Raw genomic sequence first — 15,727 nt, 5'->3', positions numbered from 1 at the left:
CTACTCCGGGAAATGGCTGACGATGATGAACATGACGGTTCCGATCAGCGTGACGATGAAAGAATATGTGAAGGCCCAAAGGACAAAGGGCTGCATAAGCATGAAGACACCCAGAGCGATGAGGATGGTCGCGATCATCTCCCATGGGCCCCGGCGAAAACGCATCAATCCGGTAAGAAACTCGCTCATTTGCGCACGGCTCCGAATGTGATCCCACGCAGCAGGTGTTTGCGCATCAGGATGGTGAAAATCATGACAGGGATCAGGAAGATCGTGGCACCTGCCGCCACTGCAGGCCAGTCCAGGCCGCCAATACCGATAATGGTTGGGATGAACGGTGGTGCAGTCTGCGCGTTCGCGGATGTCAGCAGCACGGCAAACGCGTACTCATTCCAGGCGAAGATCAGGCAAAAGATAGCTGTTGAGGCTATGCCGGTCGCGGCTTGCGGCAGCACCACTTTGTAAAACGCCTGAAACCTCGTGTAGCCATCTATGAGCGCGGCTTCTTCGTACTCTCTTGGGATTTCGTCGATGAAGCCTTTTAGCAACCAGACCGCCAAGGAAATATTCACGCCCGTATACAGCAGGATCATCCCCAGATGCGTGTCGCTTAATCCAAGGTTTCTGAACATCAGGAAGATTGGGATGGCGACAGCGACCGGTGGCATCATCCTTGTACTCAGGATAAAGAACAAAAGGTCGTCCTTGAGCGGGACCTTGAACCTGCTGAACGCATAGGCGGCCAGCGTACCAAGGAAGATACTCAAGAACGTCGAGCCAAATCCGATGATAACCGAATTCATAAAGCGCTCGCCAAACTTTGATGGCCCGACAATCACCATGTCGTATTGGCGGACGATCTCATCGGCCCAGTTCTGCGGCGGGTTCGCTTCCAAAAACTCCTGCGTCTGCCGCGTGCGCGTGGTGAAGAGATTTACATACCCTTCAAGCGTTGGGTCAAAGACCACTTTGGGTGGGTAGCTGATCGCATCGGCTGGAGACTTGAAACCTGTCAGTAAAATCCAAACCAGCGGGATCATTGTGATCAGCGCATAAGTGATGACCAGAAAACCGGCGATCCACTTGGAACGGTTCGAAGGTTCGGTTACGGAAAAACTGCTCATCTCTGTTTCACCTTGTTCAAGGCTTTGACGTAGATCGACGCAAGGCCGAACACGGTGACGAAAAGGATGATCGCATAGGCCGAGGCGTAGCCCGTACGCCACTTCTCAAACGCCTCCCGCTTGAGATTGATTGAGGTGAGTTCCGTTACAGAACCGGGCCCTCCGCCGGTTAGCTGAACCACCAGGTCGAACATCTTGAAGTTCTCGATCCCTCGAAACAGCACGGCAAGCATCAGGAACGGCAGGACCATCGGGATGGTGATCGTAAAGAACTGCCGCAGCTTGCTGGCCCTGTCGATCTCAGCCGCCTCGTAGATGTAATCGGGAATGCTGCGCAGCCCGGCCAGACAGATTAGCATCACGAAGGGGGTCCACATCCAGGTGTCGACAATAACGATCGCCCAAGGGGCCAAAGTAACGGATCCCAGCATTTCAAAGCTCGATGGATCTTTGCCTGTGAACCATGACACGATGTAGTTAAACAGCCCGATTTGAGGTTGATACAGGAACTTCCAGAAGTTCCCGACGACTGCAGGAGACAGCATCATCGGCAGCACGATGATCGTGGTCCAAAGATCGTTGCCCTTGAATTTCTTGTTGATCAACCAGGCCAAAGTAAACCCGATCAAGACCTGGAAAAAGATCGTCCAGAACAGGAAGTGCGCCGTCGCCTGCATATTTAGCCAGGTGTCCGAGTCTGTCAGAATACGCTCGTAATTCCTGAGCCCGACATCTTTGACTTCGCGCCCGATCCGGTTGGCCTTGTAGTTGGTAAAGCTCAGTTGGATGGTCCAGATCAACGGAAAGATGTTGATCGCCAGCAATAGAAAAATCGTCGGGGAGATGAATATCCAGGCGATCGCGCGGTCGGATAACCCTCGGATTTTTCGCGCAACTCGCTCGGGCGTTGCCTGGGCAACGCGATCTACGGTCCGGTCAGACATCTCTTTGCCAGTTCTTGTTGGTTTAGGACTCACGGGTGAAGGTGGAGCGGGATTGCGCCCGCTCCTGCCTGTGTCCGGACTACAGCTTGCCTTCGTCTTCGAAGACTTCAGTCCAATCTTCGATCAAAAGATTAAGAGCTTCTTGAGCTGTACCTTGATCAGCAACGACGTAGTCGTGGATGCGTTTCTGCATGGCCAGCAGGAGTTCTGCATAGGCAGGCTCTTGCCAGAAATCCTGAACCCCAGCCATTGCTTCCAGGAAGTCACCGGCAAACGGTTGGCTGTCCACGAAACCAGGATCTTCCAGCACTGAGTTATGCGCCGAGTAGCCGCCTAGCTCCCACCACTTGGCCTGCACTTCAGGCTGTGCGAACCACTTGATGTACTCAAGTGCAGCGTCCTGTTTGTCAGAGTAGCTGACAACAGAGATACCTTGTCCGCCCAGCGTCGAACCTGCCTGATTTTGCGGTGGGTTCACAAAGAAGTCGATCTTGTCACCGCCGGTATTGGGGTCAGCATAGAGACCTGGGAAGAACGCAAACCAGTTCATGGCCATGGCGACCTGACCGGACTTGAAGGCGTCCAAGCTCTCACCCATGTAAGAGTTGGTATATCCCGGAGGCGTCGCCGTTTCGTAGAATTCCTTATAGAATTCCAGCGCCTCTACCGCTTCGGGTGAGTTTACGGCGCCTTCCATGTCATATGAGCCCGGGGTGTTTTCGTATTTAAAGCCCCAAGGATACAGTGCTCCGGTCACACCCATGGTGATCCCTTCCGAGCCGCGCTCGGTAAAGATAGCTGCGCCGTAGACTGTCTTGCCGTCGATCTCACGACCCTGAAAGAACTGGGCGATCTGTAATAGTTCTTTCTGAGATTCAGGCTCACGTAAATCCTGACCAGTTGCTTCTTTGTATGCGGCTTGGATTTCAGGATTTTCGAACCAGTCCTTGCGATAGAACCAGCCATTCGCATCGCCCATCGCAGGCAGGGCATAGTAATTGGGTGTGCCCTTGGGCCAAGTTGAATAGGCGTAGACAGTGGCCGGCGCGAAATCGTCCATGCTGATGCCTTCAGCATCGAAGAAGTCGTTCAGTTTGACATAGTGGCCATTTTCAGCGCCACCGCCGATCCATTGGCTGTCACCAATAAGCAGATCGCAGAGCTTACCACCGGAATTCAGCTCATTCAGCATCCGGTCCGCAAAATTTGGCCAGGGAACAAATTCGAAGTTCATCGTGTGGCCGGATTCTGCTTCGAATTCTTTTGATAGCTCAACAAGTGCGTTGGCCGGGTCCCATGCAGCCCAACAAAGCGTCAGATCTTCAGCATTTGCCTTGGTAGAAAGAGTAGTAGTGGCAAGGACTATTGCGCTGGCCGAGGCCAGTTTTGTGTAAGTCATCCATTCCTCCCTTTTTGCGCCGTCAATCGAGGATGTGCGAATCGCGGCATACCTCCAAGGCTATTTGAGGTACGCACCTCATGTCCAGATTTTTTTGAGGTTCGTACCTCAAATTGTCAGAAGAGGCCGTCAAATATTCTTTTAGCTGTTGATTGGCTTTGTTGCGCAAAGGCTGGGTGAGGGATTAATCTCGTGAATCCAGCATGGTAGCTGGCTGTATGAGCAGACCTATCCCACCGAGCTACAAGACCAAGAACTGACCAGCCTACAATGAAGCCCGCCAACAACTTGGCAATACCGGCCTATGTGGTCATCGATGCCGCCATCGACACGCCCTGGACCCGTATGCCCTTCAACCCGGACGCGCCCGAAGATTTCTTCAGTAAACCCGATACCATAGCAGAGGAGGTGTTCCATATCGCCCATCAAGACCGATCTACTTGGTCGTTTGACGTAGAACTGCGACCCTACGGTGAAAAGTGGTGAGCGACGGACGGCCCATAAGAGACATTCATCATCCAGTTCCGATGCTGCGGTCGCAGTCCGCTTACCGGCCATTCGCTGCAGGCGCACAGTTTTGATTAGATCGAACTCACAGACCGCGGGACGTAGCGTGAATTCACGTCGCAAACCCCGACTTCTGTAATCTGCGCATCGCGACCTCGATCTCCTGCACCAAGGGCGAAGAGCTGACCTCCACTGCGGGTGCAAGCAGGTGATGCCCTCGAGGCGAAGCGGACGTTCAGCCTTGGTTATGAAAGCCAAATTTAACTGGACTACTCAAAGGCCGCGCATTGTCGATATTTCGTGACATCAGTTAGACTGCGAGCAGGAGGGTTCTATGCTGCGCCGACTCGCCGCGATCATGGCTGCCGATGTCGTTGGATATTCGTCGTTGATGGGCAGCGACGAAGCAGGGGTATTGTCCGCTCTCAAAACGCTGCGTTCTGAGATTTTTGATCCCGCAATTGCAAGACATCACGGGCGTCTCGTCAAGTTGATGGGGGACGGTGCTCTTGTCGAATTTGCTTCGGTTGTCGATGCCGTAACTTGTGGCGTCGAAATCCAGCGGACAATGGCTGAGGCTGCTCCGAGCCTCGCCAACGGGTGGCGGTTGCAACTTCGGATCGGAATAAACCTCGGTGATGTCATGATCGCTGATGGGGACCTCTATGGTGACGGGGTGAATGTTGCCTCCCGCATTGAAGGTCTGGCTGACCCAGGCGGTGTCGCAGTTTCTGAGAGTGTCGCGCACCAGGCAATGGGCAAGGTAGATGCCGAATTTGAGGATCTCGGTCTGAAAAACCTGAAGAACATCGCTGAACCGGTTCGGGTTTTCCGCGTAATGCCTGTTAGATCGCCCGCATCCAAACGGCGATCAAACAAGCTTCCATTGATGACCGGTGCATTGGTACTGGTTGGTCTGGGGGCTGTAGGCTTGTTAACATGGTGGATCGGCTTTGATCACGAGCCGCCCGAGGCAATGACCTTTGATGAAGCCGCTCTGTTAACAGAGCCAACGGGTCCGACCGTTGCGGTTCTGCCGTTTCAAAACCTTAGCAATACGGACGCTCGCGATTTATTGGCCGTTGGCATTGGCGAAGACATCATCGTTGAGCTGGGGAGCTACCAGGACCTCAATGTGCTGTCCCGCCAATCCACCCATTCCGTTGGATCGGACGAAAGTAACCCGCGCAGTATCCGGCAGAAATTCGGAGCGGACTATGTGCTGGAAGGTTCGGTTCGGCAGGTTGCAGATCGCCTGCGTGTGACTGCGCGGCTGATTGATACTTCAACGGGCCTTCAGGTCTGGTCGGATGCGTATGACGAAAACCTCACAACCTCCAATATTCTCGACGTTCAGTTGCACATTACGGAAAAGGTCGCCTCTGCCGTGGGTGATGCAGGCGGGGCTATCAAGCGGATTCACGCAGGACACGCGCGCGCGAAACCTCCCGAAAACCTGTCGTCTTACGAATGTTCGCTTTTGCGTGTCGGATTTATGAACCGGCGTGACATGCAAGAGCGTGTTCGCGCCTGTATCGAGCGGGTCGTGGAAGAGGAACCCAATTACTGGCGCGGTTGGGCGCAGTTGTCCGAGGCGCTTCAGACTGACGTCAAGTTTTTCACCGGCTTGTACGAAGGAACGCAGGAAGAAAAAATTGCCCGGGCCGAGGACGCCGCTCGTAAGGCCGTTTCACTCAATCCCTATTCTGCGCGCAGTCATTTTCTGTTGGCGCTTGCCCTGCAGCTTCAACGCAATCTCGACGGGTTTTTCTCATCAGCCGAGACCGCGCTTTCACTGGGGACGGACCGGTATCTGCAGGGGCAGATCGGCTATGAATTCATTTGGTCAGGGCGTTTGGATTTGGGTGCCGCACTTGTTGAAAACGCCATTGCACTTGATCCCAACGCAGCCGACCCAAACTGGTATCAGGCGCTTGCCGAGTATCATTTCTTGAATGGAAATTACGAGACGGCGTTGGAAATCTACCGCAAAGGGGCGCAGCCTGACCTGTGGTGGTCGGTTTCCATCGAGGTCGCGATTATGGCCGAGCTTGGTCCGCACAGTGCCGCTGTTGCGGCGAGAGACCGGCTCTACAGAATCCGGCCAGGCATAAAAATTGCAGACATTGTATGGGTGTATCGGCGCTTTGCGCGACCCGATGAGCTTATTCTTCCTTTTGTTGAAGCTTATCGAACTGTAGGAATGCCGGAAGGACAGTATGCCCCTTTTGATGTGGAGAGCGGGGGTTAACGTACGTAGCCATCGGTATGGAGATGGTGCGGATAAGATTGCTCACAAAGAACTCAGCCTTACTCGGGCACTCCCGCCCTTTGTAGGCTTGCCAGCCAGATCCGCCGGTTTTCGGGATGGTTTTTGATCCTGCGAATTGCCTGCGCATCGCGGAAATTGACAGTTTCGGGTTGATCTCAAGCGCATCTTTGACAGCCTCGGGGACTCAATCCAGAAGTTCAGCGCCGATGGAAAGAGAACTTTCGAGCTGCACAGCTTTGAACCGTCTACTGGTCTCTGAGTTTCGGTTTCAAACTGGTTCTGACTCTAGACCTGCCATTTTCCCTCAGTCAGAAAAATGGCAGGCACAAATACAGCGGCCCTTTTCTGCATGCGCGGTGAATGTCCGCAATGCGGGCCGCTGCAACATTGTGGGCGGGTGCCAAATGGCTCTTTCGGACCGTACTAACCGTAACCAATGGCGGTATCAGGTGGTTCGCTCCCGTTCGTGCGTCGCGCAGCATTGGTCAAGATGGGCTCATAGCTGGCCTCGGGCGCAACGCAGCATCAGGGCAATAGAAACAACTTCCACCGGCGAGAACGGCCCCTAAGCGGACATCCAGCAGCCAACCGATTTGCTGCGGTTGCAGCCCGCTTTCCGGACATTCGTCGCAGGCGCGAAATCGACCCTCGCTCGAACAGGAACTCTGCGGACAAAACCGCCATTTACAAAAATCAGAAAGTGTCGGCCATTTACTCAAAGTAATGACCCGTTTGGGTCGCCAAAAATGTAGTTTCACAAAGGCGAGCTTGCGGCTGTGTCCAACGAAAGCTCGCCCTGCATTTGAATAGTGGAAGTTCAGTTTTCTACTGAGACATGCCACCTTCCTTGGAAGTTTGTTCTTCTACGTGGCTCTGATTTGCTACCGGTCGTCCTCGCGGCGGGAAGTCTTGGAAGGTCGCCAAGTGCGATTGCACAATGCGTGCGGCGGGCCCGAACGCCCACATTTTTTCTCCCATCCAACGGACATACATGCCACTTTCATCAGCTGCTTTCTCATACGGGTCTCTGCGCAAGTTATAGAGCAACGGAGCTACCAACTCTTCTTTTGGGCCAGACCATCCATGGTTTTGAACTACGAAATGAGCTTTCCAATCATTATAGCGCACAGCTTGAAGGTCCGTTCCCTGGTAGTAGAGCAGTTCCCGACGGCTGCTCTCTTCCGCTTCTCCGCTCAGATAAGGAAGTTGATTGTAGCCATCGACGTGGACTTTGAAGCCTTCATAACCTTCTAACAGTTTCTCTTTGAGGTCCGCCGGACCACCCGCAGCAGCAACAAATGTTGGCATCCAGTCCAAGCCGCTGAAAATACCGTTCAACACCTGCCCTTCGGGGATCTTGCCGGGCCACCGGATGATCGCCGGGACGCGGAAACCGCCCTCCCAAGTCGTTCCTTTCTCGCCATGAAAGGGTGTCGTGCCTCCATCCGGCCACGTCAGCGTCTCCGGACCATTGTCCGCGGTGAACATGACGATAGTATTGTCGGACACTCCAAGGTCGACCAGATGAGCTAAGACTTTCCCGACGTTGTCATCCAGTTCTTTCATAATGACATCTTGCAGACCGCGACCGTCACCAAGCATCGCCTCATACTTGGGACTAAGATGTGTCCAGACATGAGCCCGTGCCGGAGCCATCCACACGAAGAATGGAGTATCTGCTTCTACCGCGCGAGAAATGAAGTCTTTGGTGTGATTTGTTACCTCATCGTCCAAGGTCGCTTGCCGTTCTGGTGGGGCGGGCCCATCATCGACAATGCGTTGTTTTCCAACTTTACCAAAACGAGGGTCGATCATTTCGTCGTCTTCTTCGGTAGCGTACGAATGGATGATGTTACGTGGACCGAACTGCGCCACGAATTCCGGGTCATCGGGCCAGTCTGGGTCACTTGTGTATTCCATTGCGTTCAAGTGATACAACCAACCCCAATATTCGTCGAAGCCCTTGGTGGTAGGCAAAAACTCATTCAGGTCTCCAAGATGATTTTTGCCAAACTGACCCGTGGTATAGCCCAATTTCTTCAAAAACATTGGCAGCGTGGGATCATCGGGGTGCAACCCAACTGGATCGCCCGGGAGACCAACAGTGTGCATACCTGTTCGAATAGGCATTTGTCCTGTCATGAATGCCGACCGACCCGCCGTACAACTGGGTTCAGCATAGTAATCCGTCAGGCGTACACCTTCGGAAGCAAGCTGGTCGAGATTTGGGGTCTCGATACTTTTGATACCCCCATGGTAAACGCCGAGGCTTGCCCATCCTACGTCGTCAGCCATAATCACGAGTATGTTTGGGCGCTCACTTTCGTCACTCCAAACGCTAGACCCTACGATACACAGCCCAAGTGTCATTGCCGCTAATGTTTTCATTTGTCCCTCCGCCTTTTTACTTTCCGCAGCCTATCCACAGCGCGACTAGGTGACCACACTACATTTCAATAATCTATACTTCTGAATAAGATACTATCCTTTATACCGTTGGAGGGGGGTGCCATACTGGGTTAGTAGGCGACGCTCCAACAACATCGAAACCATGGGAACGGTATCATGACAGAACGCTCGTTATTGATCCTGGCTGCCTTGGGCCTTGTGCCCATAGCGTTATCTTACGGCCTCATGCCGTCGGCTTCCGTAACCTATCTGTTGGGTTTTCCCGTCGAAGGTGTAAACCAAACGCATGTCTTCCGCGCCATCATGGGCCTCTATCTGGCGAACGCACTGTTTTGGTTGGTTGCGTCGACAAAGCCGAAGTTGCAGCGGTCCGCGCTGTGGGTACTTTTTCTGTTCATGGCAGGGCTTGCTGGCGGCCGTGCTTTGAGCATCCTGTTGGATGGTCTGCCGGGGGCAATACTGGTATTTTATCTGATAGCCGAACTGGTTTTTGCTGCTCTGTCACTCATGCTCTTGCTCAAAAATGGGGAAAGCAAATGAAAGACCTGAAAAATCTAATCCATCATTGTCAATTTAGTCTCGTTGCAGCATCTCTGGTGCTGACCGGAGGGTCCGAAGCATATGCGTCCTCAGCCGAGGCGGCTGTAGATAACAGTTTTGCTGCCATTGAGCGCGCAGTGGAAGACGCCGGGTTCAACTCAGTTGTGACAATTGATCATGCGCGGTTAGCAGCAGCAGAAGGTGTTGAGATGCCGCCGTCACGGGTTCAAATATTTTCGGACCCGAGTATCAACACATCGATCCTGAGCGACAATGTCAGAGCAGGCTTAGACCTGCCGTTTCGGGTGTTGTCCTTTGCGCAGGATGGAACCACCAAGGACATTTATACGAACGCAGAATTTTTGAAGATCCGGCATTCTTTAGACAACCAGCAATCACTCAACAACTTTGGGATCCGACTTAACGCGGTAGTGGATGGTGCAGGCGCAACACCGGCACCTACAGATGGATTGACCCCAGACTTCGGCATTATCGAACTGACCTCCCCACTTAGCGTCGCTGAAGCAGTATCAAACCTGACCAGGATTGTGACGGCACAGGACGATACGGTCTGGTTTGGTGAAATCGATTTCGCCAAGCAAGCCTACAAGCATGGCGTCACGCTACCTGACGCTGTCTTGCTTCTCTTTGGGGGGCCAGCGCCGGGCGGCGTTGCAATGGCGGATTTCCCCGCAATTGGTCTGGATGCATTTTGCCAGAAACTTCTTGTATATGCAGGCGAAAATGGAGGGTCTGTGGTGATATTTAACGACATCGCCGCGTTGGCAGAATTGCACTACGGTTCATCTGCTAAACCTCACCACGCGTTGAACGAGCGGCTTACAGCCACATTCAAAAAAGCACTCGAACAGAAGAGTTTGGCCGCAACCAAAGACTGAAAGTGGCAAGCAACGGAAGTGATTTGCATCGATTTGCAAAGGCTGCTCTGGGCTCGCTACTGCCGTTAGATCAGTCGCAGCATGTTAGCCTAGGGATTGATGTTGCAACAGCAAGGACGGCCCCTAAGCGGACCTTAGGCCAGGAGGTCTTCGCTCCATTGCGGCTTTCCCAAAGCGGACATTGCAACTTCAATAGTCACTTATTGCTGTAGGGGGTGCTGTCAGACGAATTCGAACCAGTCTCAGTTTACCGCGAAAACCGCGAACCTATCCGGAACAAAGTTGACGCCACTCGCTAAGAGCGGCGGTGCGTGTCTGCTTGAAGGAGTCTCGGCTGGCTAGCGATCTTTCCTGGTTGAAGTGGTTGTACACGGAGGAATGGACGGAGGCGAATTTCTGTAGACTTCGCATGCGCCTGAAACGCTGCATCGCGCGTTCGCGTCGTCGAAACGGCAGGTGCGAATTCTCGACGCGGTTGTTTAGCCACCTGCCCGTCTGTTGTTTTTTGAGAGCACCCAAATCTCTAAGGGCAGCCTTGTAGGAAGCGAAGCGATCTGTGACGATCTCTTCGGCGCAGCCGTGCCGCTTCATCAATTTCTTGAGAAATTTCAGTGCTGCAGCTTTGTTACGGCGCTTCGTTACAACTGCTTCCAGCACCTCGCCTTCGTCATCCACAGCGCGCCAAAGATAATGCCGTTTGCCATTCACTTTCACAAAGACCTCGTCCACGTGCCACTTCCGTTTTGAAAAGGTTCGGAGTTGCTGCACACGCTTCCGTCTGATCTCAGCGGCGAACATCGGGCCGAACCTATTCCACCAATAGCGGACTGTCTCATGGCTTACATCGATCCCACGTTCATGCAGGAGATCTTCGACATTCCGAAGCGAGAGTGGAAATCGGATGTACAGCATCACCGCCAGGCGGATGATTTCGGGGCTGGTTTTGAAGTATTTGAAGGAGGCAGGTTTGGTCATTCCTAAATGCTATGCAACCGCCCTGCCCCGTTCAAGCAAAGTTCTTCTGACAAGACCCAGGCATAGTTCTGCATCAACGCAAGTCGGCTCCGAGCCCCATTGACATTTTCTGGGGCATGCTCGAACTGATCAATAGTGCGGCAAGCGGACAATCGCGGGCGGATAGACGGCCTGAGCCAGACCGTTCATGCCTTTCCCAGCAGGGCTAGGAGTCAGCTTTCTACTCGCCTGAGATGCGCGTGATCGCCCTCTTGGCACGAAGCCCTATTATGGGCTCCTCAGTGACGGCCTCCAGCGCTGGCAAAGCTGCACTGGCTGGCGCGCCGATCTTTCCGAGCGTGATTACGACCTCGCGGCGTGCGCGCTTACCGCCAGTTTCTAGAACACCGAGCAGATCGGAGACCGCGTTGGCCGCCTGGGGACCGAACCAGCCCAACATCCGCAGCGTTTCGATCTGAGCTGGTCCTTCCTGCGTCTTGAGATCTTCCAGTAGGGATGTCACGGTAGTGGTCGGCCTGAGCGCTGCGAGTTTCAACCCGTCGGCCATCTTTCGGTTCAGTTCCTCGTGATCGCCGTCCCATTGCATCGGCAGCAGATAGTTTTCGGCAAGCGCCAGCCGATCCTTGTCGCGCGCCCAGGCATACATCAGGTCGTCGGCTTTCCGGCGGTCGCCCAACTGCGCGTGAATCGACGCCGCGGTGATGATCAGGTTCAGCGACTTTTTCGTTCTGGCAGTCGCCTCGTCCAGAATTTCGGCTGCCCTGTACAACTGCCCTAACGCATAATACGCAGCTGCCTCGACAATAACGACATTGGCGGGCACACTGGGGTCAAGCCGCTTGGCAATCGCAATCTCGTCTAGACCCTGCTCGGGATTGCCCGAAGCGATTAGCGCCCAGGCCATAGTGACATGCGCCTCGGGGTCATTTGGGCCAAGCTCGATCGCCCTGGCCGCTTCTTCGATGGCCTTTGCCGAGCGCGCGGCGCCAGTTTCGCCAGTGTTCTGGTCACGGAAGTTAAGCTGCCGCATGGCGCGAATAATGTGCACCATCGACCCGCCTCTGTCGCCGGCTTTTTCAAGATGATCGGGGATCAGAACGGTATAGAGGTGGGCGCGGGAGTTACCGCGAATTTTCTGGTTCCACCGGAACACGCCATCTCGTTGAAAGGCCAGCGCCAGTGCGGCATGGGCACGGCCATAGTCGGGATCAATTTCAATCGCCCTTTCGAAATGATCCACAGCTCGGGCATTGTCGCGTTCGTTGAAGTTCGACATCAACTCCCAGCCACGTTGAAATGCCTCGCGGGCGGCGACGATTTTAGTATCGGCCCGGTTCACCTCCTCGAGTTCGTCGTCGGTCAGTTCAACCTTCAGCGCGTTGATGATCTTCAGTACAAACGCGTCCTGTGCCGCAAAAACATCCGAGGCGTCGCCGTCGAAGCGGTCAGCCCAGACGTGGTTGCCGGTGGTGGCGTCAATCAACTGAGCATTGACGCGCAATGTGGTGCCCGAGCGCCGCACGCTGCCTTCGAGCACGTATTGCACGCCCAGGGTTTCGGCGACGTCTTTGATGCTCACTGACTTGCGCTTGTAAATGAAGGTCGAATTGCGCGCGATGACGAACAAGCCCGAAACTTTCGACAGGTCGGTGATCAGATCCTCAGTTATCCCGTCGGCCAGAGGTTCCTGTTCGGACTCGCCGCTGAGATTGTCAAACGGCAGAACCGCAACCGAGGCCTTGTCGGGCAACGGCAATGCCATCGCTTCGATGGAGGCCGGTTCGACCTTCACCGGACGGGGTTGAAGCCAGTACGCCGCTCCAGCACTGATGGCCAGAAGGCCAAAAAGCGCGGCTATGACCGCGCTTGCTTTACCGTAGCGCCCGCGGGATGGCCGAACGACGGTTGGTTCGGTGCGTCTTGTGGCACGATAAACACGGACAGGCTCGGGGATGTTTTTCAGCGTCTTGTCGCCCAGATCGCCGAACGCCGCCTCAAGCTTGCCGCTGGCATGATCGACGACCGTGCGCGATACCAGCACCGAACCCGGCTCAGCGATGGATTCCAGCCGCGCGGCTACGTTGATGCCGTCTCCGAAAATATCATTGTCCCTGACAACGATATCACCCAGGTTTATCCCGATCCGAAATTGCAGGGCGTCCGGCTCGTCCGCGCGAGGCCTGATCCGGTCCTGCCAGTCCAAAGCGCAGTTCACCGTATCTACGACGCTGGCAAACTCAATCAGATAGCCGTCGCCCATCCGCTTAACGATCCGTCCCCCGTGGCGTTCGACCAATGGCGTGATGATGCCTGTGTCGAGTGCCTCGAGCCGGGCAAGAATGCCAGCCTCGTCCTCGTGCATGAGGCGCGAAAAATCGACCAGGTCGGCAACAAGAATGGCTGCTAGGCGCCGCTCCATCCAGAATTCCGCTGTGATACAAGCTATGCCTTTCAGGTTGCCCTAGCTGTTCGCGTCGTTCAATCCCTTTCGAATATTCGCAAACATCCCGGTCGCGAGCTGCAAACACAAGTCATGGGTAAGCGAAGGCCGAACTGCTGGCTTTTCCCGCCCTTCTGTCATCTGACAGCGTGAAAACCGCGCAGGAGCGGCCAAAATCCGCTAGGTGGGCTTCGAGTGCAGCATCTTGCTTGGTCGGTGAAGGTCCGGATCGGGCCGAACCAGTTGCACGGTGAGAAGCTGGTTACTGACCAACGCAATTTGGTACGTTTCCAGCGGCTAAGAATGTGTATATTGCGACAGCACCAAAAGACACCTCAGAAAAGTATCCAATCAAATAGAGGAAAAATCGAAGCAGTCGTGTGGAAATTGGTCCTGACCAGATTTCCAACTCTCGGAAGCTTCCAAAAGCTTTGTCGGACAGTCCCAACGCCAAACCGAATATGAGCAAGGCGAGCAGGAACACTGGAACCGAAAAGACAACCTGCCAAGACTCTTTAGTGCAAATGTAGTGATTATATCCAAAAGACAGCACAGCTGCGGAAAGGCCAACCAGTGCAGCGATCTTCAGCACAATGTCTGCTGTCTCAGTTATCTTAGGTTCACTCGACAACGCTGTCTGCCTCAAAAAATCAGATATGAACAAATGTCGCGTGACATTGAATTTTGCAAGTGTCGGCTTTAGGGAATCCACACTGCAGCGTCAGTGAAACCGGCCAAGGTCAGCAATGGGTCGTCCTTGCGTCGCATAGCGACCCCTATCACGAACGTTCTGCACCGCATCCGACTTCAGTCTCGAGCTCATTCTACCATTTGATTGACCAGTAATCTTGCAGCCGATAGTCAGTGTTCCATGGAAAACACTTTGATGATCGCAACGACTTGGTGGCTGGCCTCCTGACAGGGTGGCTTGGATGACCAATCGTATTCCGAGGCCGCCGCATGGGCGGCCTTTTGTTTTCCGAGCTTCCCGATGCGCTGCCTCTCGTTTCTTGGGAAGATGCAAATGAACAGACCAACCATTCTGACAGGCGACCGCACCACGGGGCCGCTTCATATCGGACACTATGCAGGCTCGCTTGCAAACCGACTGCGCTATCAGGACAGCCATGAACAATTCCTGCTGCTGGCGGATACCCAAGCCCTGACCGACAACGCCCATGACCCGGAGAAGGTGCGGCGCAGCGTGATGGAGGTCGCGCTGGACTATTTGGCCGTGGGCATTGATCCCTGTCGCACCACCATCTGCCTGCAATCGCATCTTCCGGCGTTGGCGGAGCTGTCGATGCTCTACCTGAACTTCGTCACGGTCGCGCGGCTCGAACGGAACCCGACGATCAAGGACGAAATTCGCGTGCGCGGGTTCGGACGGGATATTCCCGCCGGATTTCTGTGTTATCCGGCGGCACAGGCGGCGGACATCACAGCCTTCAAGGCGACGGTCGTGCCGGTCGGCGAGGATCAGGCCCCGTTGATCGAGCAAACGAACGAGATCGTGCGGCGCATCAACGCAACCTCAGGCCACGCCGTGTTGCCCGAGGCGCGGGCGATCATCCCCAGGGCGGGCCGGTTGCCCGGTATCGACGGCAAGACCAAGATGTCGAAATCCGGTGGCAACGCCATTGCGCTGTCCGCGTCGTCCAAGGAGATCCGAAATGCTGTCAGGGCGATGTTTACCGATCCGAACCATTTGCGGGTCGAAGACCCCGGCTGCATCGAGGGCAATGTCGTCTTTACCTATCTCGACGCCTTCGATCCGGACCAGGACGGGCTTGCCGAGCTCAAGGCCAAGTATCAGAGAGGCGGGCTTGGCGATAGCAAGATCAAGGCGCGTCTGGAAGCTATCCTTCAGGAGCTCATCGCCCCAATTCGCGAGCGTAGGGCACAGCTCTCCCAGGACCGGGGATACGTCCTTGAGGTAATCAAAGAGGGCACGGAACGGGCGCGAGAGCGCACCGAGGCGACAAGGCGCGATGTTGTGAGTGCCCTGGGTCTGTTCCAGTTGTAGGTGACCAGTGGCGGGCGAGCCGGGTGAAGGTCTGTTTCGCCCGCGACCATGCGTACGACGGGCCTTCGTTTTTGCGTTTGCAGCGAACGGCAGGAACGGGCTGATATTGTTGAAAAACAACGTGTTGCTGGCGCAGAGAGAGGCGTACCGAACTGAGCGCGAGTGCCTTTCTTGTCAGGCTTTGCTCGTTTG

Annotated in this window: 13 protein-coding genes; 5 read left to right on the top strand and 8 right to left on the bottom strand. The window is 54.7% G+C overall.

All coding sequences use genetic code 11. From position 1 onward, the window contains the following. From ACR0ID_RS03980 to ACR0ID_RS03965, 4 genes are all read right to left on the bottom strand, one after another. A complete protein-coding gene (locus ACR0ID_RS03980) occupies positions 1-189 on the bottom strand; it encodes a hypothetical protein (protein WP_209504399.1) in 189 nt (62 codons plus the stop codon). After that, a complete protein-coding gene (locus ACR0ID_RS03975; RefSeq protein ID WP_010442361.1) occupies positions 186-1,124 on the bottom strand; it encodes a carbohydrate ABC transporter permease in 939 nt (312 codons plus the stop codon). Before ACR0ID_RS03975 ends, ACR0ID_RS03980 begins: the two co-directional genes overlap by 4 nt. Next, complete coding sequence (locus tag ACR0ID_RS03970; RefSeq protein ID WP_170332156.1) at positions 1,121-2,068, bottom strand: carbohydrate ABC transporter permease; 948 nt, start codon at positions 2,066-2,068, stop codon at positions 1,121-1,123. Before ACR0ID_RS03970 ends, ACR0ID_RS03975 begins: the two co-directional genes overlap by 4 nt. A gap of 79 nt (positions 2,069-2,147) precedes the next feature. Beyond that, complete coding sequence (locus tag ACR0ID_RS03965) at positions 2,148-3,467, bottom strand: ABC transporter substrate-binding protein (protein WP_480603904.1); 1,320 nt, start codon at positions 3,465-3,467, stop codon at positions 2,148-2,150. Positions 3,468-3,737: 270 nt separating this feature from the next. Here ACR0ID_RS03965 and ACR0ID_RS03960 point away from each other — a divergent pair, with 270 nt between their 5' ends. After that, on the top strand, positions 3,738-3,953 hold the full coding sequence (locus ACR0ID_RS03960; RefSeq protein ID WP_480476258.1) for a hypothetical protein: 216 nt from the start codon (positions 3,738-3,740) through the stop codon (positions 3,951-3,953). A 355-nt stretch (positions 3,954-4,308) separates the two neighbouring features. Further along, a complete protein-coding gene (locus ACR0ID_RS03955) occupies positions 4,309-6,225 on the top strand; it encodes an adenylate/guanylate cyclase domain-containing protein (RefSeq protein WP_480496567.1) in 1,917 nt (638 codons plus the stop codon). A gap of 846 nt (positions 6,226-7,071) precedes the next feature. Here the strand turns inward: ACR0ID_RS03955 and ACR0ID_RS03950 are convergent. Beyond that, positions 7,072-8,634, bottom strand: coding sequence for an arylsulfatase (locus ACR0ID_RS03950; protein WP_480603901.1), 1,563 nt, complete (start codon positions 8,632-8,634; stop codon positions 7,072-7,074). 177 nt (positions 8,635-8,811) lie between these two features. Here ACR0ID_RS03950 and ACR0ID_RS03945 point away from each other — a divergent pair, with 177 nt between their 5' ends. Both ACR0ID_RS03945 and ACR0ID_RS03940 read left to right on the top strand, forming a co-directional pair. Continuing rightward, complete coding sequence (locus tag ACR0ID_RS03945) at positions 8,812-9,195, top strand: DUF4345 domain-containing protein (protein ID WP_142640380.1); 384 nt, start codon at positions 8,812-8,814, stop codon at positions 9,193-9,195. Next, positions 9,192-10,094: a DUF302 domain-containing protein gene (locus ACR0ID_RS03940; protein WP_480603898.1), complete on the top strand. Its 903-nt coding sequence runs from the start codon at positions 9,192-9,194 to the stop codon at positions 10,092-10,094. The genes ACR0ID_RS03945 and ACR0ID_RS03940 overlap by 4 nt, the downstream gene beginning before the upstream one ends. A gap of 267 nt (positions 10,095-10,361) precedes the next feature. On the opposite strand, the gene ACR0ID_RS03935 is transcribed toward ACR0ID_RS03940, so the two are convergent. The 3 genes from ACR0ID_RS03935 to ACR0ID_RS03925 all read right to left on the bottom strand — a co-directional run bounded on the left by ACR0ID_RS03935 (position 10,362) and on the right by ACR0ID_RS03925 (position 14,101). After that, on the bottom strand, positions 10,362-11,069 hold the full coding sequence (locus tag ACR0ID_RS03935; RefSeq protein ID WP_170442133.1) for an IS6 family transposase: 708 nt from the start codon (positions 11,067-11,069) through the stop codon (positions 10,362-10,364). 220 nt (positions 11,070-11,289) lie between these two features. Continuing rightward, positions 11,290-13,488: an adenylate/guanylate cyclase domain-containing protein gene (locus ACR0ID_RS03930; RefSeq protein ID WP_480519626.1), complete on the bottom strand. Its 2,199-nt coding sequence runs from the start codon at positions 13,486-13,488 to the stop codon at positions 11,290-11,292. A 283-nt stretch (positions 13,489-13,771) separates the two neighbouring features. After that, entirely contained in the window at positions 13,772-14,101 is a 330-nt protein-coding gene (locus tag ACR0ID_RS03925) for a hypothetical protein (protein ID WP_480495749.1), read from the bottom strand. Positions 14,102-14,533: 432 nt separating this feature from the next. On the opposite strand from ACR0ID_RS03925, the gene trpS reads away from it, so the two are divergent. After that, complete coding sequence (gene trpS, locus ACR0ID_RS03920; protein WP_480603895.1) at positions 14,534-15,535, top strand: tryptophan--tRNA ligase; 1,002 nt, start codon at positions 14,534-14,536, stop codon at positions 15,533-15,535. The last annotated feature ends 192 nt before the right edge of the window (positions 15,536-15,727 follow it).

This window comes from Ruegeria sp. AL2 (assembly GCF_056540845.1).
Note: the sequence above shows the minus strand (reverse complement) of the source record. Positions and strands in the feature narration are given on the sequence as shown.

Coding starts and splice junctions, on each gene's coding strand:
- ACR0ID_RS03980 (WP_209504399.1), bottom strand. CDS start 189: ATGAGCGAGTTTCTTACCGGATTGATGCGTTTTCGCCGGGGCCCATGG.
- ACR0ID_RS03975 (WP_010442361.1), bottom strand. CDS start 1,124: ATGAGCAGTTTTTCCGTAACCGAACCTTCGAACCGTTCCAAGTGGATC.
- ACR0ID_RS03970 (WP_170332156.1), bottom strand. CDS start 2,068: ATGTCTGACCGGACCGTAGATCGCGTTGCCCAGGCAACGCCCGAGCGA.
- ACR0ID_RS03965 (WP_480603904.1), bottom strand. CDS start 3,467: ATGACTTACACAAAACTGGCCTCGGCCAGCGCAATAGTCCTTGCCACT.
- ACR0ID_RS03960 (WP_480476258.1), top strand. CDS start 3,738: ATGAAGCCCGCCAACAACTTGGCAATACCGGCCTATGTGGTCATCGAT.
- ACR0ID_RS03955 (WP_480496567.1), top strand. CDS start 4,309: ATGCTGCGCCGACTCGCCGCGATCATGGCTGCCGATGTCGTTGGATAT.
- ACR0ID_RS03950 (WP_480603901.1), bottom strand. CDS start 8,634: ATGAAAACATTAGCGGCAATGACACTTGGGCTGTGTATCGTAGGGTCT.
- ACR0ID_RS03945 (WP_142640380.1), top strand. CDS start 8,812: ATGACAGAACGCTCGTTATTGATCCTGGCTGCCTTGGGCCTTGTGCCC.
- ACR0ID_RS03940 (WP_480603898.1), top strand. CDS start 9,192: ATGAAAGACCTGAAAAATCTAATCCATCATTGTCAATTTAGTCTCGTT.
- ACR0ID_RS03935 (WP_170442133.1), bottom strand. CDS start 11,069: ATGACCAAACCTGCCTCCTTCAAATACTTCAAAACCAGCCCCGAAATC.
- ACR0ID_RS03930 (WP_480519626.1), bottom strand. CDS start 13,488: ATGGAGCGGCGCCTAGCAGCCATTCTTGTTGCCGACCTGGTCGATTTT.
- trpS (WP_480603895.1), top strand. CDS start 14,534: ATGAACAGACCAACCATTCTGACAGGCGACCGCACCACGGGGCCGCTT.